Source organism: Blastomonas sp. RAC04 (assembly GCF_001713435.1).
Lineage (GTDB): Bacteria > Pseudomonadota > Alphaproteobacteria > Sphingomonadales > Sphingomonadaceae > Blastomonas > Blastomonas fulva.
Genome location: NZ_CP016460.1, coordinates 930,125 through 950,152, shown reverse-complemented (window position 1 = coordinate 950,152; position 20,028 = coordinate 930,125). Strand labels below are relative to the sequence as shown.

20 protein-coding genes and 1 other RNA gene are annotated in these 20,028 nt (G+C 65.0%); 12 read left to right on the top strand and 9 right to left on the bottom strand.

All coding sequences use genetic code 11. From position 1 onward, the window contains the following. Positions 1 to 30: 30 nt before the first annotated feature. The 5 genes from ffs to BSY18_RS05610 form a co-directional block, all read right to left on the bottom strand. An RNA gene (gene ffs / locus BSY18_RS05630) (signal recognition particle sRNA small type) lies at positions 31 to 126 on the bottom strand. Between the two features lie 54 nt (positions 127 to 180). After that, entirely contained in the window at positions 181 to 1,059 is an 879-nt protein-coding gene (gene bla, locus BSY18_RS05625; RefSeq protein ID WP_069049933.1) for a class A beta-lactamase, read from the bottom strand. Continuing rightward, a complete protein-coding gene (locus BSY18_RS05620) occupies positions 1,059 to 1,394 on the bottom strand; it encodes a 2Fe-2S iron-sulfur cluster-binding protein (protein ID WP_054132950.1) in 336 nt (111 codons plus the stop codon). Before BSY18_RS05620 ends, bla begins: the two co-directional genes overlap by 1 nt. A 3-nt stretch (positions 1,395 to 1,397) precedes the next feature. Beyond that, positions 1,398 to 2,552 carry a cysteine desulfurase family protein gene (locus tag BSY18_RS05615; RefSeq protein WP_069051726.1) on the bottom strand — a complete coding sequence of 385 codons (1,155 nt, stop codon included), beginning with the start codon at positions 2,550 to 2,552 and terminating at the stop codon, positions 1,398 to 1,400. Continuing rightward, positions 2,552 to 3,637, bottom strand: a complete 1,086-nt coding sequence (locus BSY18_RS05610; RefSeq protein WP_069051727.1) for a cysteine desulfurase family protein — start codon at positions 3,635 to 3,637, stop codon at positions 2,552 to 2,554. The genes BSY18_RS05615 and BSY18_RS05610 overlap by 1 nt, the downstream gene beginning before the upstream one ends. Before the next feature lie 191 nt (positions 3,638 to 3,828). On the opposite strand from BSY18_RS05610, the gene BSY18_RS05605 reads away from it, so the two are divergent. Continuing rightward, entirely contained in the window at positions 3,829 to 4,485 is a 657-nt protein-coding gene (locus tag BSY18_RS05605) for an alpha/beta hydrolase (protein WP_054132952.1), read from the top strand. A gap of 37 nt (positions 4,486 to 4,522) precedes the next feature. Here the strand turns inward: BSY18_RS05605 and BSY18_RS05600 are convergent, their stop codons facing one another. The 4 genes from BSY18_RS05600 to maiA all read right to left on the bottom strand — a co-directional run bounded on the left by BSY18_RS05600 (position 4,523) and on the right by maiA (position 8,840). Continuing rightward, positions 4,523 to 5,530, bottom strand: a complete 1,008-nt coding sequence (locus BSY18_RS05600) for a fumarylacetoacetate hydrolase family protein (RefSeq protein ID WP_069049932.1) — start codon at positions 5,528 to 5,530, stop codon at positions 4,523 to 4,525. Positions 5,531 to 5,636: 106 nt separating this feature from the next. Beyond that, entirely contained in the window at positions 5,637 to 6,089 is a 453-nt protein-coding gene (locus BSY18_RS05595; RefSeq protein ID WP_069049931.1) for a MarR family winged helix-turn-helix transcriptional regulator, read from the bottom strand. A gap of 13 nt (positions 6,090 to 6,102) precedes the next feature. Further along, on the bottom strand, positions 6,103 to 8,211 hold the full coding sequence (locus tag BSY18_RS05590) for a TonB-dependent receptor (RefSeq protein WP_171900180.1): 2,109 nt from the start codon (positions 8,209 to 8,211) through the stop codon (positions 6,103 to 6,105). Beyond that, the gene (maiA, locus tag BSY18_RS05585; RefSeq protein ID WP_069049930.1) at positions 8,208 to 8,840 is read right to left on the bottom strand and encodes a maleylacetoacetate isomerase; all 633 of its coding nucleotides are present in this window, start codon (positions 8,838 to 8,840) and stop codon (positions 8,208 to 8,210) included. The genes BSY18_RS05590 and maiA overlap by 4 nt, the downstream gene beginning before the upstream one ends. 94 nt (positions 8,841 to 8,934) lie before the next feature. Between maiA and BSY18_RS05580 the strand changes: the two genes are divergently transcribed. The 11 genes from BSY18_RS05580 (at position 8,935) to BSY18_RS05530 (ending at position 20,014) form a co-directional block, all read left to right on the top strand. Further along, a complete protein-coding gene (locus BSY18_RS05580) occupies positions 8,935 to 9,528 on the top strand; it encodes a TIGR04282 family arsenosugar biosynthesis glycosyltransferase (RefSeq protein WP_054132956.1) in 594 nt (197 codons plus the stop codon). Next, positions 9,525 to 10,247 carry a glycosyltransferase gene (locus BSY18_RS05575; RefSeq protein ID WP_054132957.1) on the top strand — a complete coding sequence of 241 codons (723 nt, stop codon included), beginning with the start codon at positions 9,525 to 9,527 and terminating at the stop codon, positions 10,245 to 10,247. The genes BSY18_RS05580 and BSY18_RS05575 overlap by 4 nt, the downstream gene beginning before the upstream one ends. Positions 10,248 to 10,403: 156 nt before the next feature. Beyond that, the gene (locus tag BSY18_RS05570; protein ID WP_054132958.1) at positions 10,404 to 10,631 is read left to right on the top strand and encodes a hypothetical protein; all 228 of its coding nucleotides are present in this window, start codon (positions 10,404 to 10,406) and stop codon (positions 10,629 to 10,631) included. Between the two features lie 264 nt (positions 10,632 to 10,895). After that, a complete protein-coding gene (wecC, locus tag BSY18_RS05565; RefSeq protein WP_069049929.1) occupies positions 10,896 to 12,197 on the top strand; it encodes a UDP-N-acetyl-D-mannosamine dehydrogenase in 1,302 nt (433 codons plus the stop codon). 18 nt (positions 12,198 to 12,215) lie between these two features. Further along, entirely contained in the window at positions 12,216 to 13,214 is a 999-nt protein-coding gene (locus BSY18_RS05560; RefSeq protein ID WP_069049928.1) for an NAD-dependent epimerase/dehydratase family protein, read from the top strand. Positions 13,215 to 13,286: 72 nt separating this feature from the next. Continuing rightward, positions 13,287 to 13,589: a putative quinol monooxygenase gene (locus tag BSY18_RS05555; protein WP_054132961.1), complete on the top strand. Its 303-nt coding sequence runs from the start codon at positions 13,287 to 13,289 to the stop codon at positions 13,587 to 13,589. 60 nt (positions 13,590 to 13,649) lie between these two features. Beyond that, complete coding sequence (gene hslV / locus BSY18_RS05550) at positions 13,650 to 14,192, top strand: ATP-dependent protease subunit HslV (protein ID WP_054133223.1); 543 nt, start codon at positions 13,650 to 13,652, stop codon at positions 14,190 to 14,192. Positions 14,193 to 14,210: 18 nt separating this feature from the next. Further along, complete coding sequence (locus BSY18_RS05545; protein ID WP_069051724.1) at positions 14,211 to 15,320, top strand: FAD-dependent oxidoreductase; 1,110 nt, start codon at positions 14,211 to 14,213, stop codon at positions 15,318 to 15,320. Between the two features lie 60 nt (positions 15,321 to 15,380). Then, a complete protein-coding gene (hslU, locus tag BSY18_RS05540) occupies positions 15,381 to 16,682 on the top strand; it encodes an ATP-dependent protease ATPase subunit HslU (RefSeq protein ID WP_054132962.1) in 1,302 nt (433 codons plus the stop codon). Positions 16,683 to 16,843: 161 nt separating this feature from the next. Then, positions 16,844 to 18,460: a methyl-accepting chemotaxis protein gene (locus BSY18_RS05535; protein ID WP_162892608.1), complete on the top strand. Its 1,617-nt coding sequence runs from the start codon at positions 16,844 to 16,846 to the stop codon at positions 18,458 to 18,460. Positions 18,461 to 18,628: 168 nt separating this feature from the next. Continuing rightward, complete coding sequence (locus BSY18_RS05530) at positions 18,629 to 20,014, top strand: M48 family metalloprotease (protein WP_069051723.1); 1,386 nt, start codon at positions 18,629 to 18,631, stop codon at positions 20,012 to 20,014. Positions 20,015 to 20,028: the final 14 nt, after the last annotated feature.

The following is a 20,028-nucleotide window of genomic DNA, read 5'->3' as shown; positions in this document are numbered from 1 at the left end:
AAGGCCGCTTGGCGCGCTAAGGATGAAAGAATGGTAGGAGCCGGACGACCCGCGGCGAAAATCGTTGTGGCTGCTTCCTTCCGGACCTGACCAGATTGGCGACGGCTACGTCCGCCCGACTCCCAGGCCGCATATGGCGACAAGTTGCGGGGAAAGCAAGAACCGCTGAACAGTCCGCGTTCAACGCAGCGCAGGCAGCACCGCACGGGTAGCATCGGCGATGATTGCGCTGGCAGCATCGCCTTTGACCGCGGGCCGGTCGAGATAGACCGCGAGCGTATAGCGCATGCCGGTCTCGGCAGTGAAGACCGCAACGTCGTTGAACGCATTGCCGCAGCTGCCGGTCTTGTCGCCCGCGCTCCAGCCCTGGGGCAATCCGCCGCGAATGCGCTTGAGCCCGGTTGTTGTGTTCTCCGTCCAGCGATACAGCAGCCGCTGCTGGCCGACCGGCATGGCGTTGCCGACCACCAGCGAGCGGGTGGTTTCGGCCATCGCGGCGGGCGTGGTCGTGTCGCGCGGATCACCGAGCGCGTTTTCGTTGAGCTCGGGCTCGCGCCGATCCAGCCGGGTGACGCTGTCGCGCTTGCCGCGAAGCCATGCGGTAAAGCTCTGCGGCCCACCAAGCCGGTCGAGAAGCAGGTTGGCGGCGGTGTTGTCGCTGAGCGAGACGGCAGCCGAGGCAGCCCCTTCAACAGTCACCGCTTCGGGCGGGGTTTTGGCACGCTGCGCTTCGACATAGGGGGAATAGACCACCATGTCGGAGTCGGTCACCGGCAGCGGGTCCGCCATCGACAATCTGCCTTTGTGCGCGTTTTCCAGCACCATCGCGGCGAGCGGCAGCTTGAAGGTCGAGCACATCGCAAAGCGTTCGTCGGCGCGGTGCCCCGCGAGCTGATGACCGTCCGGGCCCACCAGCGCGACACCCAGCCTGCCGCCGCTGCGCGCCTCTATCGCGGCGAGTTCGCGCGCGATCGCGGGATCGGTTGTAGGCTCGGGCGCAGTGGTGGCGCAGCCACTCAGCAGCGCTGCAGTCCCAAGGATAAGCGCACGGCCGATCATCACATGCCCTGCATGTCATAGCTTTCCGCCGGAACGCGGCAGGTCAGGCTCTGCCACTCGTCGCGCAGGAAAATCTGGCACGACAGCCGCGAGGTGCGGGTGACGGCGACAGCAAGATCCAGCATGTCCTCTTCCATCTCGACCGGCTCGGGCAGCTTGGCGAAATCGGCGGCATCGATGATCAGATGGCAGGTCGAACAGGCCATCTGGCCTTCGCAGGTGCCTTCCAGCGGCAGGCCATGCGCCTGCGCGACATCGAGCAACCGGTCGCCATCCTGGGCCTGCACCGTCTGACGGCTCTTGCCGTCGGCGCTGATGAACGTCACCTCGATCATGGATTACCCTGTATGGCTGCCAAGCTGGCTGGTGGTCGCAGAATTGATCAGATGCGCGGCGCGCTCGATTTCGTCAACCGTGGTATAGCGGCCAAAGCCAAGTCGGATCGACGAACGGACCTTTTCCGTCGGCAGGCCCAATGCGGTAAGCACATGGCTGGGCCGACCCGAGCCGCTGGCACAGGCCGAGCCTGCCGAAAAGGCTACGTCGCGCACGTCGGACAGCAACCGCGACACATCCAGCCCGTCGCGCCGCAGGTTGAGATTGCCGGCATAACGCTGGTCGAGCGAACCATTGACCTGCCAGCCGGCAAAATGGCGCAACGCCGCCTGCTGCAGGGCAGCGAGATGCTCTGCATCGTCCTGCTGGCGGGTCGCGGCGACCTTGGCGGCGGCGCCGAACCCGGCGCACAGTGCCGGCGACAGCGTGCCTGAACGCAGCCCCTGCTCCTGCCCGCCGCCATGGATCAGCGGCTCGATTGCGACGCCGTCGCGCAGCCACAGCGCCCCGATGCCCTTGGGGCCATGGATCTTGTGGGCGCTGATCGCGATCATGTCCGCAGATTGCGGCAACGCGACGCGGCCATAGCCCTGCACCGCATCGCACAGGAACAGCGCGCCTGCTGCGTGCGCGAGGTCAGCCAGCGCCGCGACCGGCTGGATCACCCCGATCTCGTTGTTCACCAGCATCGTTGCTACGATCGCGGTGTCGCCATCGATGGCCGCACGCGCCTGGTCGAGATCGACCAGCCCATCCGTGCCCACTGGGAGGATGTGCAGACGAAAGCCCTGCGTCTCCAGCCAAAGGCAGGTGTCGATCACCGCAGCGTGCTCGGTGGCGATGGTGACGATCTTGCGACGCGGCGCCTGACCCGCCAGCACGCCACGCAAGCCCATGTTGAGCGCTTCGGTCGCGCCGCCTGTAAACACCACCCGCCCGCCGGTCGGCATCAGCGCGGCGATATCCCCGCGCGCCACTTCGACCGCGGCTGCGGCCTTGCGTCCGACGGCGTGCGAACTGTGCGGATTGGCCCAGCCGGTGGGCCCGGTGAGGTCACCCAGCCAGGGCTGCATCGCCGCGAGAGCTTCGGGCGCTAGCGGCGTGGTCGCCTGATAATCGAGATAGATCGGCGCGTTTCCTGCCACGGCGCCCGCCATCACGATCGCACTCGCTCCGCCATCGCGCGCCACAGTTCGATGAAGCGATAGACGTGTGCGCGGGTGGTCGAAGGGCCAAAGCTCACCCGCACCACCTCCCCTGCTGCCTTTTCATCCCAGCCCATCGCGGTCAGCACCGCGCTGGTCTTGAGCGTGCCCGAGGAACACGCGCTGCCTGCCGAGACCGCAACCCCGGCGAGATCGAACTGGATCAGCTGCGCATTGGCCTGCACGCCGGGCATGCGATAGCTGCCGATCGTGGGAAGCCGCTGCGCGCCCTCGGCAACCACCTCGCCGCCCGCACCGCGGATGGCGCTTTCGAGCTGGTGGCGCAGATCGGCCGCGCGGTCGATCCAGTTGCGCGACACCGAGAGCGCCGCTGCGAAGCCCAGCGCTGCTGGAACGTTTTCGGTGCCGCTGCGATAGCCCTTTTCCTGCCCGCCTGACGGGTTGAGCACGCCAGGATCACGCAGCAGCAGCGCGCCAATCCCCGGTGGTCCGCCCAGCTTGTGCGCGGAAATGACGATCATGTCGGCATCGGCCAGCGGTATCTTGCCAGCGCTTTGCGAGCAATCGCACAGCACCGGTGCCCTGGCCTCGCGGGCCATGGCGGTCACCGCCTCGACGTCCTGCATCACCCCGGTTTCGCTGTTAACCGACTGCACGATCACCAGCGGTCGTTTCGCGCCGGCATCCAGCGCGCGTTGCAGGCTGGCCAGCACCAGCCGCCCATCCAGATCGACCGCCAACCGCAGCACCGTGCGCGTGTCCGGCGCACGATCGGCGATACGCTGGACGGCGTCGTGCTCGGTCGGCGAGATGACCCAGCCATCGGTCTTGCTGGCCTGCATCGCGAGCGCGATGGCCTCGCTGGCGCCGCTGGTCAGGATGACCTCGCCATCCCAGCCCAGGGCCTCGGCGATGCGCGCGCGCGCGGCCTCCAGCGCAGCGCGGGCGGCGCGTCCATCGGCATGCGGCGACGACGGATTGGCCCAGCTTTCCAGCCCTGCCGCCATCGCGGCGCGCGCCTCAGCCAGCACCGGCGTGGTTGCCGCATGATCAAGATAGATGCGCGGGTCGGCCATGATGCGGGTCAGACTGAGCTTGGGTTGCGACGGTTCATCGCGTTCATCTAGCCGCACCCTGCCGCATTGCCACGCATTTTGTTGCTTTTTGGGGGCCCGATTGCGTATAGCCCCTGTTCCTTGGCGCGCCGCCAGCCACATCAGGCGGCACCCCGCCTGTCATCTGCAGAACTCCGAAAGTCCCACAAAATATGCCCGCTGTCATCTTTCCCGGTCCCGAAGGCCGCCTTGAGGGCCGCTTCAGCCCCGCTCCCCGCCCCCGTGCCCCGGTCGCGATGATTTTACATCCGCACCCGCAGGGTGGCGGCACGATGAACGACCGGATCACCCAGGCGCTCTACAAGACCTTCGTTCGGCGCGGCTTTGCGACCTTGCGCTTCAACTTCCGCGGCGTCGGCCGCAGCCAGGGCACGTTCGACAACGGCATCGGCGAACTGTCCGATGCAGCTGCCGCGCTCGACTGGGTGCAGAGCTTCCATCCCGAAGCGCAGACAACCTGGGTTGCAGGCTTCAGCTTCGGCGCGCTGATCGGCATGCAATTGCTGATGCGCCGTCCGGAGATCCGCGGCTTCATCTCGGTCGCGCCGCCCGCCAACATGTATGACTTCAGCTTCCTCGCCCCCTGCCCCGCCTCGGGCATCATCGTGCAGGGCGCCGCCGATACGGTGGTCACCCCCGGCGCGGTGCAGAAGCTGGTCGACAAATTGCGCACCCAGAAGCACATCACCATTCATCACGACGAGATCGGCCGCGCCAACCACTTCTTCGAGCATGAGCTCGACGATCTGATGCACTCGGTCGACAATTATCTTGACATGCGGCTGGCCCCGGATTCGCCGATCCGCTGATCGCGAACCGGCGGCAATCTTAAGCTTTTTGGCGCGATCAGCCGACCTTCACAGTCTGCTCGATCGCGCCGAAGATGGTGTGCTCGCGGTCGTCGTGCACATCGATTCGCACGACATCGCCATGCTTGAGGAACGGCGTGGTCATTTCACCCGTGCTGATCTTCTCGACCATGCGCACTTCGGCAAGGCAGCTGTAACCCAGGCCGCCATCGGCTACTGGGCGTCCCGGTCCGCCATCGGCATCGCGGTTTGAGACCGTGCCAGATCCGATGATCGATCCTGCGCGCACCCGCCGGGTCTTGGCGAGATGCGCGATCAGCACGCCGAAATCGAAGGTGCAGTCGTCCGAGGCGACAGCGCGGCCAAAGGGCTTGCCGTTGAGATCGACCATAAGCGTGCGGTGCAGCTTGCCGTCCTGCCAGTAATCGCCCAGCGCATCGGGGGTCACGAAAACCGGCGAGAACGCGCTGGCGGGCTTGGACTGGACGAACCCGAAGCCCTTGGCGAGCTCATCGGGGATCAGATTGCGCAGCGACACATCGTTGACCAGCCCGATCAGCCGGATGTGGCCGCGCGCTTCTTCAGGCGTGACGCCCTGCGGCACATCGCCGGTGACGACTACGATCTCGGCCTCGAGATCGCATCCCCAGGCTTCGTCCTTGAGCTGGATGTCGTCGCGCGCACCCAAGAAATCGTCCGATCCGCCCTGGTACATCAGCGGGTCGGTCCAGAAGCTTTCGGGCAGCTCCGCACCGCGCGCTTTGCGGACCAGTTCGACATGGTTCACATAGGCCGAGCCATCCGCCCATTGATAGGCGCGCGGCAGCGGCGCTGCGGCATCATGCTCGTGGAAGCGCTCGCGCGGGATCGCGGCATGCTCAAGATCACGCGCCAGAACCTCGAGATAAGGCGCCATGCGGTCCCAGTCGTCGAGCGCCGCCTGCAAGGTCGGGACCAGGTGGCTGGCATCGGCGTACCAGGCGAGATCGTTCGAGACCACGACCAGACGGCCGTCGCGGCCGCTCTTGAGGGATGCGAGCTTCATGGGTTCGGCTTCCTTTCAGGAAAGTGGTTCCTTGCGGTCTGACGCGCCGGAATATTGCGCAGCATAGTATCATTTGAAACCGGAGTGCAAGATCATTCCGGGTCGGTCAATCATGCGCCAGCGAGTCCGCCTGGGTCAGCAGCTTTCCCAGCATTCTGGAAAACTGCGTCTGTTCCTGCGGGTCGAGCACCTGGATGACCTGAGTCTCCATTTGCAGCGCCAGCGGCATGATTTCGGCATACAGCGCCCTGCCGGTATCGGTCAGCGCGAGATGATGCGACCGGCCGTCGCTCATGTTGGGGGCACGCTGGATCAGCGCGCGCTCGCCCAGAGCCTTGGTCGCGCGGTTGACCGCCACCTTGTCCATGCGGGTGGCTGCCACCAGCTCGCGCTGGGTGGCCTCGCCGACATCGCCGAGCACCGCCATCACGCGCCATTCTGCGATCTTCAGCCCGAAGCGGCTGCGATACTCGCGCGCGATCAGATCGCTGATCGCATTCGAGGTGATCGAGATGCGATAGGGCATGAATTCGGCAAGGCGGGTCATGGTTTCGGTCATCGGGTCACCGACGCTATTCAATGTCCAGTTTCACGCCAAGCCAAATCGTGCGGGGCATGCCGCGTTCGATGATCCCGGGCCCGCTGATCGCCGCCTGGACCGTTGCATCGAACAGGTTTTCGCCGCGCAGTTCGACCAGCAGGTTGCGGCTGATCCGCAACGCCGCGCGCGCATCCAGTGTCAGCGCATCATCGAGCGCCAGCAGGCCGAGGTCATCCTCGAACTGCGAACCGACATAGCGCGCGGTCAGGTTGACGCCGCTGTCGTTGCCTTGCGGGAACCATCCGACCGAGCCGGTGGCGAAATGCCGGGGTACCTGTGCGGGACGCAGGCCGTCGATCGCCGCCTGGCCGGGCCCGGCGCGGACCTCGGCGTCGACATAGCTGTAGGCGGCGGCGAAGTTGAAATCGCCGACATCGGCGCGCGCCTCGATCTCGATGCCCCTCGCCTCGACCGCATCAAGATTCTGCCGCTGGTTGAAGCTGCCCGCCGCCGAGACGAAGCCGACGCCGGGAAAGGTGCCAGGCCCGCGCGCCAGCGTCACATTGGCGATGGCATTGTCCAGCCGGTTCCAGAAAACGGTAGCGCCCAGTTGAAGCGTAAAAATCTCCCAGTCGAGCCCGAGTTCCACCCCCTGCAGCCGTTCCGGCGCCAGCGCGGCATTGGCCGCAGTGGCGTCAGCCCCGACACGGAAGGGCCGGTAAAGCTCGTTCAGCGTCGGCAGCCGCCAGCCGAGATAGCCAGCGCCGCGCAGCGTCAGCAGCGAGGCCGCATCCCAGGCAAATCCCAGCCGCCCGGTGCCTTCCCAGCCGCTGCGGTTGGCAAAATCGGTGGTGGTGAGCGGCGCGCCGGTGGCGAGCACGGTCTCGCGCAGCCGCCCGTCGGTGAGCGTCCAGCGGTCGACCCTGCCGCCACCGGTGAGCAGCAGATCGGGCGATGACTGCCAGCTCGCCTCGGCGAACGCGCCGAAGGTGTCGCTCGCGCCGCCTGCGCGCCGGAGCCGGGTAGGGTTGCCTGCGACATAGGTGAACAGCTCGCGGGTCTCCCCGGTCGTGCGCCGCCATTCTCCGCCCAGCCGAAGCTCGGCGCCCTCGCCGATCGATGGACGGATTTCGATCCGTGCGCCCAGCCCGGTGGAGGGTACGTTGAACTGGTCAAGCGTCTGGGTCGCGGCAGCCCGGTCCGCGCTGATCGCCGCGAAGCTGCTCGCAAAGCTCCGCATCTGAACATAGGCCAGCGCCGACCACGGCAGCGTACCCCGCCCGACAAGACGTACGCTGGCATCGGCGCCGTCATTGCTGTTGTCGCTGAAGGCGAAGCCGCGTTCGCGCTGATCGGTGAAGGCGCGCGCACTCGCCTGGAGCTCGGTATCGGCATCGATCGGCGCGACGAAGCGCAGGTTGATCCCGGCCTGTTCATAGGGCGCTGCCCTGTCCACCAGGCCGCGTTGCCGCGCGATCGTCGGGACGAATCCATCGCCGCGGGCATATTGCGCCGAGATCGAAAGGCCGCCTGCGCCGAGCGATTGCGACGTTCCGACGCTGGCCTCGATCGAGTTGCGGCTGCCATAGGCAAGGTCACCATAAACGTTCGACTGGTCGGGCCTGATCCCGGCGCTGTCGAGCTCGATCGTTCCGGCCAGAGCGCCTGGGCCATCGCTTCCGGTCCCGCCACCGCGCCGCACCCGCACCGCTGCCAGATTGATCGCGTCATAGCCGGGAAAGCTGATCCAGCCGCCGAACGGATCACTCTGCGGCACCCCGTCGAGCATCAGCAGTGCCCGGCTGGACGCGTTGCCGCCCAGGCCGCGCAGGGTGACGCCCTGGCTGGTCGGGTTGGCGCTGCGCGCATCGGACCGGCGAAATTGCTGCAGCCCCGGCACCAGCCGCAACGCGTTTTCCAGCCTCTGGCTGGGTTCGTTGGCGAGCATGTCTGGCGTGATGCTGGTCACGCTGTAGGCGCGGTCGCCCAACGGCACATCGAGCGGCTTGCCGACCACCGTGATCAGCGCATCGGCCCAGGTGATTTCGCTCGCCGGTTGGTCCTGGGCAAGCGCCGGTGTCGCGGCAAGCGAGGCGGCGAGCCCCAGCGAAACGGTACAGCGCGTCCTTGAAATCCTCACGCCGGCTTCACCGCATCAGGATGCGCCGCGGCAAAGGCGGGGATCGCCTGCAATTCGGCATCGATCCGCACCAGCTGGGGAAAGGGAGCAAGATCAAGGTCGAAACGACGTGCGTTCGCCATCTGCGGGACAAGGCACACATCGGTGAGGTCCGGCTTGGCGCCGCCGAACAGGCCATCGTCCGGCGCCAGCGCCTCCAACGCGGCGAAGCCTTCTGCGACCCAGTGGCGATACCAGTTATCGATCGCGGCCTGATCCTGCCCCATCTCGGCCTTGAGATATTTGAGCATCCGCAGGTTGTTGACCGGGTGGATGTCGGCGATGATGATCATCGCGCGCGCCAGCGTCACCGCGCGCGCCGCAGGATCTTCGGGAAGAAGCCGGGCAGCCGGCCGCGTCGCATCGAGATAGTCGATGATCGCCAGCGACTGGGTGAGATCGAGCCCGTCGATGTGCAGCATCGGGACGAAACCCTGAGGGTTGCGCGCAACGTAATCGGGCGCTTTCTGCTGGCTGGTCAGCAGGTCGGTCGGCACCGCGCGATAGGCAATCCCCTTGAGGTTGAGCGCAATGCGCACCCGATAGCTGGCGGACGAACGCCAATAATCGAACAGGACGGTTTCAGACATTGCACACTCCAAGGGCCGGGGCCGCGCACCATATGAAGCGAACGCAGCGATGCAAGGCTTGTTTCCGCCAACCCTCTCGTTAAGGCTTTGCGCGATGCCTGTGCCGCCCACCCTCGTGCTGTTCGCCAAGTTCCCGGTTCCGGGCTACGCCAAGACCCGGTTGATCCCCGCGCTGGGGGCCGAGGGGGCTGCCCGCGTCCATCGCCATCTGACCGAGCGGACGGTGGCCACGCTTCTGGCAGCAGGCGCGCCGGTGGAGATCCGCTTTGCAGGCGCCGGTGAGGGGGAGTTTAGGGCGTGGCTGGGCGATGGACCCGTGCTGGTCGAGCAGGTCGAAGGTGGCCTCACCGAGCGGCTCTGCGATGCATCCCGCCCGGCACCGCACATCTTCCTCGGCGCAGACACTCCCGATCTCACCGTGACGATCGTTCATTCGGCGATCGCTGCGCTGCAACGCCATGACGTGGTGATCGGCCCCGCGGATGACGGCGGCTATTATCTGATCGGGATGCAGCGCGCGCGGCCCGAACTGCTGTCGGACATGGCGTGGAGCACCGATGCGGTGTTTCCCGAAACGATGCGGCGGTGCGCGCAGCAGGGTCTGTCGGTGGCAACGCTTCCGGTGCTGGCAGATTGCGACCGACCTTCAGACCTTGCCCGCTGGCCCGATCTGGAAGCGCTCCCATGACGAGCGTCACGCTGATGATCCCTGCGCTCAACGAAGCCAGGGCCCTGCCCGCGACCATCGCCAATGTCGCCGCAATGACGCCGCAACCCGACGAAATCCTGCTGATCGACGGAGGCAGCGAGGACGAGACCATTGCGCTTGCAATGGCCGCCGGATGGCGGGTGCTGGCCTCGCCCACGCGCGGGCGCGGACCGCAGATCAATTTCGGGGTCGAGCAGGCGCAAGGCGATCTGGTGTGCATCCTGCACGCCGACAGCCTGCTGCCCCCCGACGCCATCGCCCATGTGCGCACGGTGCTTGCCGATAAAAGATTGTCGCTGGCGACGTTCCTGCCGATCATCCGCGGCAAGAAGACCCGCTGGTTCACCACCGCGCACAATTGGTGGAAGACATATTACCCGCTGTTCACCCATCCGCATCTGTTCGTGCGCGGGGTGCGGCTGCTGTTCGGTGACCATGCCATGTTCTTCCGCCGCGCCGATTATCTGCGCATCGGCGGCATCCCGGCAGACGCCACGATCATGGAAGAGGCCGACCTGTGCATCGGCTTTGCGCGAATCGGAAAGCTCAAGATGACTCGCAAGCCCGTGATCACTTCGGACCGCCGCATTGCAGCATGGGGACCGCTCAAAGCCAATTACATCTATCTGAAAGTCGGCCTCGCCTGGACCTTCGGAATGCGGCATCGGTTGAAGGATATGTACCCGGACGTCCGATGACGCGGGGCTTTCGGAAAAATTTCCAAGTCTTTCAATGCGAATGGCGAATTGCAAAAATCGCACGCGAAATAACGGAATAAGTCATTTCGCACTTGCAATATATTCAGACGCGTGGCATGTAGGCATCGAGAGTCAACCTCCTCATGGAGTTCCACTATGAAACTGTTCAAAGCTTCGATGGCCGCGATCGCCCTGACCACCATGGTCGGCGCTCCGGTTCTGGCACAGGCCGTCGCGCCTGCCGCCGCCCGTACTTCGGCTGTCTCGAGCGAATCGAGCGAAGCTGAAGGCAGCACCGGCATCATCATCGGTGTGGTCGCTGCAGCAGCCGTGATCGGCGGCATCATCATCATCGCTGATGATGATGAGCCCAACAGCCCCTGATTTCATCAGGCTGTAGAGATACAATCAGGGCGGCCTTCGGGTCGCCCTTTTTGTTTGTGCGCTCCAGACGGGGGCTGCAGCCTCTGAAAGGCCCCATCCGCAGTGTGGGCCATCACCATGCCCCCGGCCCCGCCCGCCGCGAGAGCCCCACCGGCTGGCCAATGTGGCTTGCTTACGGCTTTTTTAACTCCATAGGACTTAGGAAAGGGGCTGACTGGCCCCGGGCTCTGGCCGTGCGGGGTCGCCTATATCCGGGGATTGACCATGTTGTCCGACAAGAAGCCTGAAGTTTGTGTTGTGGGGCTGGGCTATATCGGCCTGCCTACCGCTGCCATCATCGCACGGTCGGGCTGCCGGGTGCTCGGCGTCGATGTCTCGGAACATGTCGTCAACACGATCGCCGAGGGCCGCATCCATATCGAGGAGGTCGATCTCGACGGGCTGGTGCAGGGCGTGGTTTCGCGTGGCATGCTGCGCACGTCGCTCACCGTCGAGCCCTCCGATGTATTCGTCATCGCGGTCCCCACCCCTTTCGACGACAACCATGCGCCTGATATCAGCTATGTGCTGCAGGCCGCGAGCAGCATTGCCGCGGTGATCAAGCCGGGCGATTGCATCATCCTGGAATCCACCTCGCCGGTCGGCACCACCGAGGAAATGCGCGACCTGATCGCCAAGCTGCGGCCTGACCTCAAGGTTCCCGGAATCAGCGCCGACATCCCCGACATCGCGATCGCCTATTGCCCCGAGCGCGTGCTCCCCGGGCGCATCCTCGAAGAGCTGACCAACAATGACCGATCGATCGGCGGCATAACTCCGCGCTGCGCGCGCAAGGCGCTGACGTTCTACCGCCGCTTCGTGCGCGGCGAGTGCATCACCACCGATGCGCGCTCGGCCGAAATGACCAAGCTGGTCGAGAACGCCTATCGCGACGTCAACATCGCCTTTGCCAACGAGCTGTCGATCGTCGCCGACCGCATGGGACTCGACGTGTGGGAGGTAATCCGCCTCGCCAACCGCCATCCGCGCGTCAACATCCTCCAGCCCGGCCCGGGCGTTGGCGGCCACTGCATCGCGGTCGATCCGTGGTTCATCATCCACGGCGCGCCCGACGACACCCCGCTGATCCGCACCGCACGCTGGGTCAACGATGGCAAGATCGGCCATGTGCTGGGTAAGGCCGGCGACATGATCGAAGCCAACCCCACCGCGCGCGTCGCCTGTCTGGGTTTGGCGTTCAAGGCCAATATCGACGATTTTCGCGAGAGCCCGGCCAACAAGGTAGCGCTGGCGCTGGCACAGAAATATGGCGAGCGCATCGCGATCGTCGAGCCCTATGCGCAGGCCCTTCCGCCCGCTTATGACGGCCTTGGAGCGAGCCTGATCGATGTCGACGATGCGATCGAGAGCTGCGACATGTTCATCGTGCTTGTCGATCACGACGTGTTCAAGTCGATCCCGCTTGCCGAACGCGTGAGCAAGATCGTGTACGACACACGCGGCATCTGGTCCGACCAGCCCGCCCACCCCGAACGCCCGGCTGGCCATTTGCGCCTGGCCGGCTGATCGGGCAGGTACGACAGCATGAAAGTCCTTGTCACCGGAGCAGCCGGCTTCATCGGCCACGCCCTCACGCGCGCGCTGATGACGCGCGGTGACGAGGTCATCGGCATCGACAATCTGAACCCCTATTACGATCCCGCGCTCAAGCACGCCCGCCTGGCCGATCTTGCCGGCATCACTACAGGCGCGTTCGACTTCCTACCGCTCGACTTTGCCGATTATCCTGCGCTCGTTGCCGCGCTGGAAGGCCGCGCGTTCGATGCGATCGTCCACCTGGGCGCGCAGGCCGGGGTGCGCTACAGCATCGACAACCCGCACGCCTATGTGCAGTCCAACCTGGTCGGCCATCTCAACATTCTCGAACTCGCGCGCGCACGCCGCACCGGGCACTGCGTCTATGCCTCGTCATCGTCGGTCTATGGCAACTCGACCAAGAGCCCGTTCAGCGTCGACACCCGCGTCGATCATCCCGTCTCGCTCTACGCCGCCACCAAGAAGGCGGACGAGCTGATGAGCGAGACCTATGCGCATCTCTATCGGCTGCCGATGACGGGGCTCAGGTTCTTCACTGTCTATGGCCCCTGGGGCCGCCCGGACATGGCGCTGTGGAAATTCACCAGGGCAATCCTGCAGGACCAGCCGATCGACGTGTACAACCATGGTGATATGCGCCGCGATTTCACCTATATCGACGACATCATCGCCGGCGTGATCGCGGTGCTCGACCATCCGCCTGTCGACGATGGCGCCGCCAAGCCTGGCGGGAGCATTTCACCTCATGCAGTTTACAATATCGGCAACAACAAGCCCGAGCCGCTGGGCCGGATGATCGACGTTGTCGAGGCCGCGTGCGGCAAGCCCGCCATCCGCAACCTGCTGCCGATGCAGCCGGGCGATGTGCATGAAACCTATGCCGACATCAGCGCGATCCAGACCGATCTGGGCTATGCGCCCACCACCTCGATCGATACCGGCATCCCGCGCTTCGTCGACTGGTATCGCACCTACCACCAGCTCTGACTTGCGTGCCGGATAGCGGCATCGTACCTGTGCCGCTCAGCGGACCGATCGCTCCGCACGGAGAAACACGACATGCTCATCATCGAAGGCTGGCTCCACTTTGCGCCGGGCGAAATCGACAAGTTCGCCGAAGCCGCGCGCATCATGGTCGAGGCGACGCACCAGGAAGAGGGCTGTCTGCATTACAGCTTCGCGCGCGACATGGCCAATCCCGACATCCTGCGCATTGCCGAACGCTGGACCGACGACGCAGCGCTCGATGCGCATCTGACATCGCCGCACATGGCAGCCTTTGGCGCCGGCCTCGCCCAGGTCGAGCGCATCGGCGCCGATATCCGGTTGTACAACGGTGATGAAGTCCGGCGGATCATGTAGGGCTTGCAGCGCTTTGCTGTTCCCACCATATCCCGCGCCATGAGCAGACAAGACAGCAGCATGCCGACATGGCATGGCACAACCATCGTCGGCATTCGCAGGAACGGCAAGGCGGTGATCGCGGGCGACGGCCAGGTTTCCATGGGCCAGACCATCATGAAACCCAATGCACGCAAGGTTCGCCGTCTCGGTGACGGTTCGGTGATCGGCGGGTTTGCCGGCGCAACCGCCGATGCCTTCACCCTGTTCGAGCGGCTCGAGGGCAAGCTCGAGCGGCACTCGGGCCAGCTGATGCGCGCGGCGGTTGAGCTCGCCAAGGACTGGCGCACCGACAAGTATCTGCGCAACCTTGAAGCGATGATGATCGTCGCCGACAAGGACGTGACCCTGATCCTCACCGGAAATGGCGACGTGCTCGAACCGGTCGATGGCGTCGCCGCAATCGGATCGGGCGGAAACTATGCGCTCGCCGCAGCGCGCGCGCTGCTCGAATATGAAGCCGATGCCGAAACCGTCGCGCGCAAGGCGATGAAGATCGCCGCCGATGTCTGCGTCTATACCAACGACCAGCTGACGATCGAAGTTCTCGACACCGAGAGCTGAGACCTTATGGTCGGCTCCATGGCATGGCAGGTGGATCGACGCGGACTGGTGTCCTCTGCCGGGGCTGCACTGGCGCTGAGCGGCTGCACGACGGTGCAATCGCGCCCGGTGGCGCGGCTCGGGGCAACGGCCCCGCGCTGCCTGACACGCGTCAATGTTGATCCTTCGCGCATTATCCGCACCGTGGCTGGACTGCGCCCCTATCGCCCGTCCGGCTTCGTGGTCCGCGCCGAAAGGTTGGGCGAGTCGCGGCTGGTCCACAATTACGGCCATGGCGGCGGCGGGATTTCGCTGAGCTGGGGAAGCTCGCGGCTGGCCACCGCGCTGGGCCTGCCTGGCCATTCGGGACCTGTCGCGGTGATCGGATCGGGGATCATGGGGCTGACCACCGCGCGGCTGGTGCAGGAGGCGGGCTATCCCGTCACGATCTACACCGAAACGCTGCCGCCGGGCACCACATCCAACATCGCAGGCGGACAGATCTATCCCGCGGGCCATTTCGACAATGACATGGTCACCCCGCAATGGCGCGAACAGGCTGCTGCTGCTGCCGATTACAGCAGGCGCCGGTTCCAGATCATGGCAGGGGACGATTACGGCATCCGCTGGCTGCCGACCTATGACCAGACACGTTCGTCAGGCCCGCTTGCGCCCGATCCGATGTTTCCGGGACGCGTAAGGCTGTCGGCAGACCATCACCCGTTCCCGGCCGAAAACGTGGTGCGCTACGACACCATGTATGTCGAGACAGGGCGGTTCATGGAACGGTTGCTGCGCGACATCCGCATTGCCGGCGGAGCGGTGCAGGTGCGCCGGTTCAACTCGGCCGCCGAGGTTGCCGCGCTGCCCGAACGGCTGGTGTTCAACTGCACCGGATTGGGCGCAGCCGCGCTGTTCGGCGATACCGAATTGGTCCCGGTGCGCGGCCAGCTTGCGGTGCTGATCCCGCAGCCGGAAATCGATTATGCCTATGCACTGCGTGCCCGATACATGTTTCCGCGCGGCGATGGCATCCTGCTGGGCGGCACCTATGAGCGCGGCGAATATGTCGCCGAGCCCCAGCCGCAGGACATTGCCGATATCGTCGAATCGCATCGCAGCCTGATGGCCGGGTGGCGCTGTGCTTGAAGCAGCAAGCGGCACTCCCCAATTTGTGTTCCGACACGTTCCTCACATAGAAGATCCCGAATGACAGATACGCTTACCCCCAAGTCCATCGTCGCTGCGCTGGATGCACACATCATCGGTCAGCAGGACGCCAAGCGCGCGGTCGCCGTGGCGCTGCGCAACCGGTGGCGCCGCCAGCGCCTGCCCGCCGAACTGCGCGACGAGGTGACGCCCAAGAACATCCTGATGATCGGGCCCACGGGCTGCGGCAAGACCGAGATCTCGCGCCGTTTGGCGAAGCTCGCCGATGCGCCGTTCATCAAGATCGAGGCGACCAAGTTTACCGAAGTCGGCTATGTCGGCCGTGATGTTGACCAGATCGCGCGCGATCTGGTGGAGGACGCCGTGCGGCTCGAAAAGGAACGCCGCCGTGAAAAGGTGCGTGAGGCTGCGTCCGACGCAGCGATGGAACGGCTGCTCAACGCGCTCGTCGGCGACAACGCCAGCGAGGCAACCCGCCAGAGCTTCCGCCAGCGGATCACCGACAACCACATGAACGACACCGAAGTCGAGATCGAGGTCGAAGACGCGCCCAACATGCCGATGGAAATTCCCGGGATGGCCGGTCAGGTCGGGATGATCAACCTGTCCGACATGATGGGCAAGGCTTTCGGGCAGAAGCGTACCAAGCCGCGCAAGATGCGGCTCGCCGATGCGTGGGACAAATTGATCGAGGAAGAAGCCGAGAAGCGGATGGACCAGGACGATGTCGCGCGCGTTGCGCTCGCCGATGCCGAAGCCAATGGCATCGTCTTCCTCGACGAGATCGACAAGATCGCAGTGTCCGATGTGCGCGGCGGTTCGGTGAGCCGTGAAGGCGTGCAGCGCGATCTGCTGCCGCTGATCGAGGGCACCACCGTGGCCACCAAGTACGGCCCGATGAAGACTGACCATGTGCTGTTCATCGCCTCGGGCGCGTTCCACATCGCCAAGCCCAGCGACATGCTGCCCGAACTGCAGGGTCGCCTGCCGATCCGGGTGGAGCTCAAGGCACTGACCGAGGAGGACTTCTTCCATATCCTCACCCAGACAAAGGCCAATCTGGCGCAGCAGTACACCGCGCTGCTGGGCACCGAAGAACTGACTCTCGAATTCACCGAGGATGCGCTTCGCGAGGTCGCGCGGATCGCCGCATCGGTCAACGAAACGGTCGAGAACATCGGCGCGCGGCGCCTGCAGACGGTGATGGAAAAGCTCCTCGAGGAGATCAGCTTCGGCGCGGAGGAGCATCGCGGCGAGACCATCAGGGTGGATGCAGCCTATGTGCAGAAGCAGCTCACCGGGATCGCGAAGAATACCGACCTCAGCAAATACGTGCTGTAGTCGCGGCCATGCCGGTCACGCCGCTTCGGCCGTCTGACCGGCATCTGGGCGAACAGAATCGCCCAACAGGTCCGATTAGGCACAAATTAACCATGAGGCCCTAGCTTGGGTGCATGGTGAGGACCGGCAGAAGCAGTTTTGCGCATATCGCACGCCGATGCGTGGGCTCTGTACGCCGGTCGCTTGCGAACATTGCCTATGGCGGAGAGATCCGCTCGGCCGACGCCGCCGGAATGGCGGCGCAACACATGCAGCGGGTATGTGCCGGGGTCACCGCGATGATCCCGAGCGTCAGCGTGGTCGCGGTGGTGCTGGGGCTTGCGACCTGGAACACCCCGGGACTGATGCTCACGATGCTCGGCTTCCTGCTCACCCTTGGCACCATGGCCGCGATGATTCCCGTCAACATTCGGCTGAAAAAGCTGCTCGAGGCGGACAGCGGCGAGATACAGAACGATCTGAAGGCGCTCACCCATCATTTCACCGCCAACGCCGTGCTTTCGGGCATTGCATGGTCGATGATCATCGCCGGAATGCTGACGTCCGAGGTGCCACACCTCAGCGACCTCGGGATCACCATCGGCATCGCGGCCACCGCGATCGGATCGATGAACTATCTTTCGCTTCCGGGGACGAACCTGATCTGGCTGGTGTCGATCACCAGTGGAACCTGTATCGCGATCAATGCCACCGGGTTCACCGTGGACCCTTATTTTTATCCGCTGGTGATCTGCTTTGCGGTGATCGTGTGGCGCAGCACCATGGTCTTCTGCAGGCATTTTGCCGGGTACATCCGCCAGTCGCAGGAGCTGGTCGTGGTGCGCGAACGCGAGTTCGCTGCCGAACAGCGCAAGGTGCAGGAGCGCGCCGAGCAGGACCGGTCGGCGCAGGCCATGCTCGCCCAGCAGCGCGACCGTCACTTGCAAGAGCGCAGCCGCGCGATGGCCGATCTGGCAGAAGCGTTCGATCGATCGGTCATGCACACCATCGACAGCCTCGGCACCGCCCTTACCCAGCTGGGCGTGTGCGCATCGGCGCTGCACGAGATCGGCGAGGAAACGGGCCAGAGCGCTGCGCAGGTGACCGCGCGCGCGGCCAATGTGGGCATGTCGGTGCAGAATGTCGCGGGAGCCGCAGCACAGCTCAGCCAATCGGCGCATTCCATCGCCCAGCGAGTCGAGGACCAGCACCTCGCCGCCACCGCCGCGCGAAGTTCGTCGCTCGAGGGCAGCGAAGCGGTCGGCGCGCTCGCGCAACAGGCGGCCAAGGTATCGCAGATCGCAACGCTGATCGAGGAAATCGCCTCGCAGACCAATCTGCTGGCGCTCAACGCCACGATCGAGGCTGCGCGCGCGGGCGAAGCCGGTCGCGGGTTCGCTGTCGTCGCGCACGAGGTCAAGCAGCTTGCGGGCCAGACCCGGGGCGCGATCAATTCGGTCGGGCAGACGGTGAACGGCATCCGCACCCGGATGAGCCTTGCCGAGACCACCATCGATTCGATCGCAGGCCAGATCGATCTGGTGAGCGAAGGTGCGGCGCATATCGCCAGGGTCATTACCGAACAGAGCGAGGCGACGCTGGGGATCAACAGCCACGCGCAACAGGTCGCCAGCGACGCGCGATCGATGGAAGATACCGCGCGTACGGTCAGCCATAATGCTCACCGCGTCAAATCCATGTCCGATGACATGCGCGAGGTGACCGCCCGGCTGGAAGACCAGGCCAGCGCGCTGCGGATCGCCAGCGCAGCGTTTCTCGCCGAGCTCAAGGCCGCCTGACACGCGGCTCGCCGCATTCATCGCACGCAGGCTGGTGATATGCTGTGCAAGCGGCAAAGCCCGCGCTACTATCATCCTATCATGTGCAGTTTCATGCCGTGTTCATCCTTGGCTGGCCACCACGCGGCCATGACAGGCATGCCCTTTTCCCCCGTGACGCAGGCGGCAATGCACCAGACGACCAGACGTTGCAGCTCGTTGATCTCCACCCTTGCGGCGCGGTTGCTCGCGATCTGCGCGGTGTGCGTGCTGGCAGTGCAGCCGGTGTCGGCGCAGTCGATCCTGCGCGATGCCGAGACGGAGGCGCTGCTGGCGGACATGTCGCACGATCTCATTCTCGCAGCCGGGCTGCTTCCCTCCAACGTCAATGTCGTGGTCATCAACGACCGCAGCATCAACGCCTTTGTCGCGGGGACGCAGGATGTCTACATCCATAGCGGGCTGATCGAGGCGGCAGGCAACGTCAACGAGGTGCAGGGCGTCATCGCCCACGAGCTCGGGCATATCGCGCTGGGCCATTCGATCACCCGGTCGGAAAGCGCATCCAAGGCGAGCAAGATCACCATATTGTCGCTGCTGCTGGGCATCGCCGCGGTCGCCGCGGGTGCCGGAGAGGCGGGCCTGGGCATCATGGGCGCGGGCCAGCAGGCAGCGCTGGGCAAGTTCCTGGCGCATACCCGCGGCGAGGAAGCAGGCGCAGACGTCGCCGGTGCCAAATATCTCTCCAAGGCCGGGCTCACAGGAAAGGGTTCGCTCAACTTCTTCAAGCGCCTGCAAAATCTGGAGTTCCGGCTCGCCATCCCGCAGGAGGACAGCTACAACCGCTCGCACCCGCTATCGGGCGAGCGCATCACGCTGCTGCAGGAAATCTACGAGAACGACCCGGCTTTCAATGCCCGGATTGACCCTGCGCTCGAGGCGCGGTTCCAGCGCGTGAAGGCCAAGCTGGTCGGCTATGTCGCCGATCCGCCCGAAACATTGCGCGACTATCCCGAGACCGACCAGAGCGTGCCCGCGCGCTATGCCCGCGCTTATGCCTGGCACAAGAGCGCCTATCCCGAAAAGGCGCTGGCAGAAGCCCGCTCGCTGCTCGCCGAGGCGCCGGACGACCCGTATTTCCTGGAAATCTACGGGCAGATCCTGCTCGAATCGGGCAGACCGCAGGAAGCGCTCGCGCCGTTACAGAAGGCGGTCGCCAGCACCAACGCGCAATCTCTGATCGCAGGCGTCTATGGCCATGCGCTGATCGCCAGCGAGGACCCCGCCAACCTGCCCGAGGCCGAGCGGGTGCTGAAGGCTGCGGTGGCGCGCGATGCGGAAAATCCGTTCGCCTGGTATCAGCTGGGCGTGGTCTATGCCAATCGCGGCGATACACCGCGTGCAGCGCTTGCCAGTGCAGAGCGCTATGTGCTGCAGGGCAACGCCCCGCTGGCGCTGCGCAGCGCCGAAGAGGCGATGCTGGGCCTGCCGCAGGGCAGCGCCGATTTCATTCGTGCGCAGGATATTGCGATATTGGCGCGCGACGCGGTTGAACGCCAGTCGCGCCGCCGTTAAGCCTCGACCCCGTT

What these genes read in the sequence shown, in the direction of transcription:
- bla (WP_069049933.1), bottom strand. Translation starts at nt 1,059, where the DNA reads ATGATCGGCCGTGCGCTTATCCTTGGGACTGCAGCGCTGCTGAGTGGC.
- BSY18_RS05620 (WP_054132950.1), bottom strand. Translation starts at nt 1,394, where the DNA reads ATGATCGAGGTGACGTTCATCAGCGCCGACGGCAAGAGCCGTCAGACG.
- BSY18_RS05615 (WP_069051726.1), bottom strand. Translation starts at nt 2,552, where the DNA reads ATGGCGGGCGCCGTGGCAGGAAACGCGCCGATCTATCTCGATTATCAG.
- BSY18_RS05610 (WP_069051727.1), bottom strand. Translation starts at nt 3,637, where the DNA reads ATGGCCGACCCGCGCATCTATCTTGATCATGCGGCAACCACGCCGGTG.
- BSY18_RS05605 (WP_054132952.1), top strand. Translation starts at nt 3,829, where the DNA reads ATGCCCGCTGTCATCTTTCCCGGTCCCGAAGGCCGCCTTGAGGGCCGC.
- BSY18_RS05600 (WP_069049932.1), bottom strand. Translation starts at nt 5,530, where the DNA reads ATGAAGCTCGCATCCCTCAAGAGCGGCCGCGACGGCCGTCTGGTCGTG.
- BSY18_RS05595 (WP_069049931.1), bottom strand. Translation starts at nt 6,089, where the DNA reads ATGACCGAAACCATGACCCGCCTTGCCGAATTCATGCCCTATCGCATC.
- maiA (WP_069049930.1), bottom strand. Translation starts at nt 8,840, where the DNA reads ATGTCTGAAACCGTCCTGTTCGATTATTGGCGTTCGTCCGCCAGCTAT.
- BSY18_RS05580 (WP_054132956.1), top strand. Translation starts at nt 8,935, where the DNA reads ATGCCTGTGCCGCCCACCCTCGTGCTGTTCGCCAAGTTCCCGGTTCCG.
- BSY18_RS05575 (WP_054132957.1), top strand. Translation starts at nt 9,525, where the DNA reads ATGACGAGCGTCACGCTGATGATCCCTGCGCTCAACGAAGCCAGGGCC.
- BSY18_RS05570 (WP_054132958.1), top strand. Translation starts at nt 10,404, where the DNA reads ATGAAACTGTTCAAAGCTTCGATGGCCGCGATCGCCCTGACCACCATG.
- wecC (WP_069049929.1), top strand. Translation starts at nt 10,896, where the DNA reads ATGTTGTCCGACAAGAAGCCTGAAGTTTGTGTTGTGGGGCTGGGCTAT.
- BSY18_RS05560 (WP_069049928.1), top strand. Translation starts at nt 12,216, where the DNA reads ATGAAAGTCCTTGTCACCGGAGCAGCCGGCTTCATCGGCCACGCCCTC.
- BSY18_RS05555 (WP_054132961.1), top strand. Translation starts at nt 13,287, where the DNA reads ATGCTCATCATCGAAGGCTGGCTCCACTTTGCGCCGGGCGAAATCGAC.
- hslV (WP_054133223.1), top strand. Translation starts at nt 13,650, where the DNA reads ATGCCGACATGGCATGGCACAACCATCGTCGGCATTCGCAGGAACGGC.
- BSY18_RS05545 (WP_069051724.1), top strand. Translation starts at nt 14,211, where the DNA reads ATGGCATGGCAGGTGGATCGACGCGGACTGGTGTCCTCTGCCGGGGCT.
- hslU (WP_054132962.1), top strand. Translation starts at nt 15,381, where the DNA reads ATGACAGATACGCTTACCCCCAAGTCCATCGTCGCTGCGCTGGATGCA.
- BSY18_RS05530 (WP_069051723.1), top strand. Translation starts at nt 18,629, where the DNA reads ATGCACCAGACGACCAGACGTTGCAGCTCGTTGATCTCCACCCTTGCG.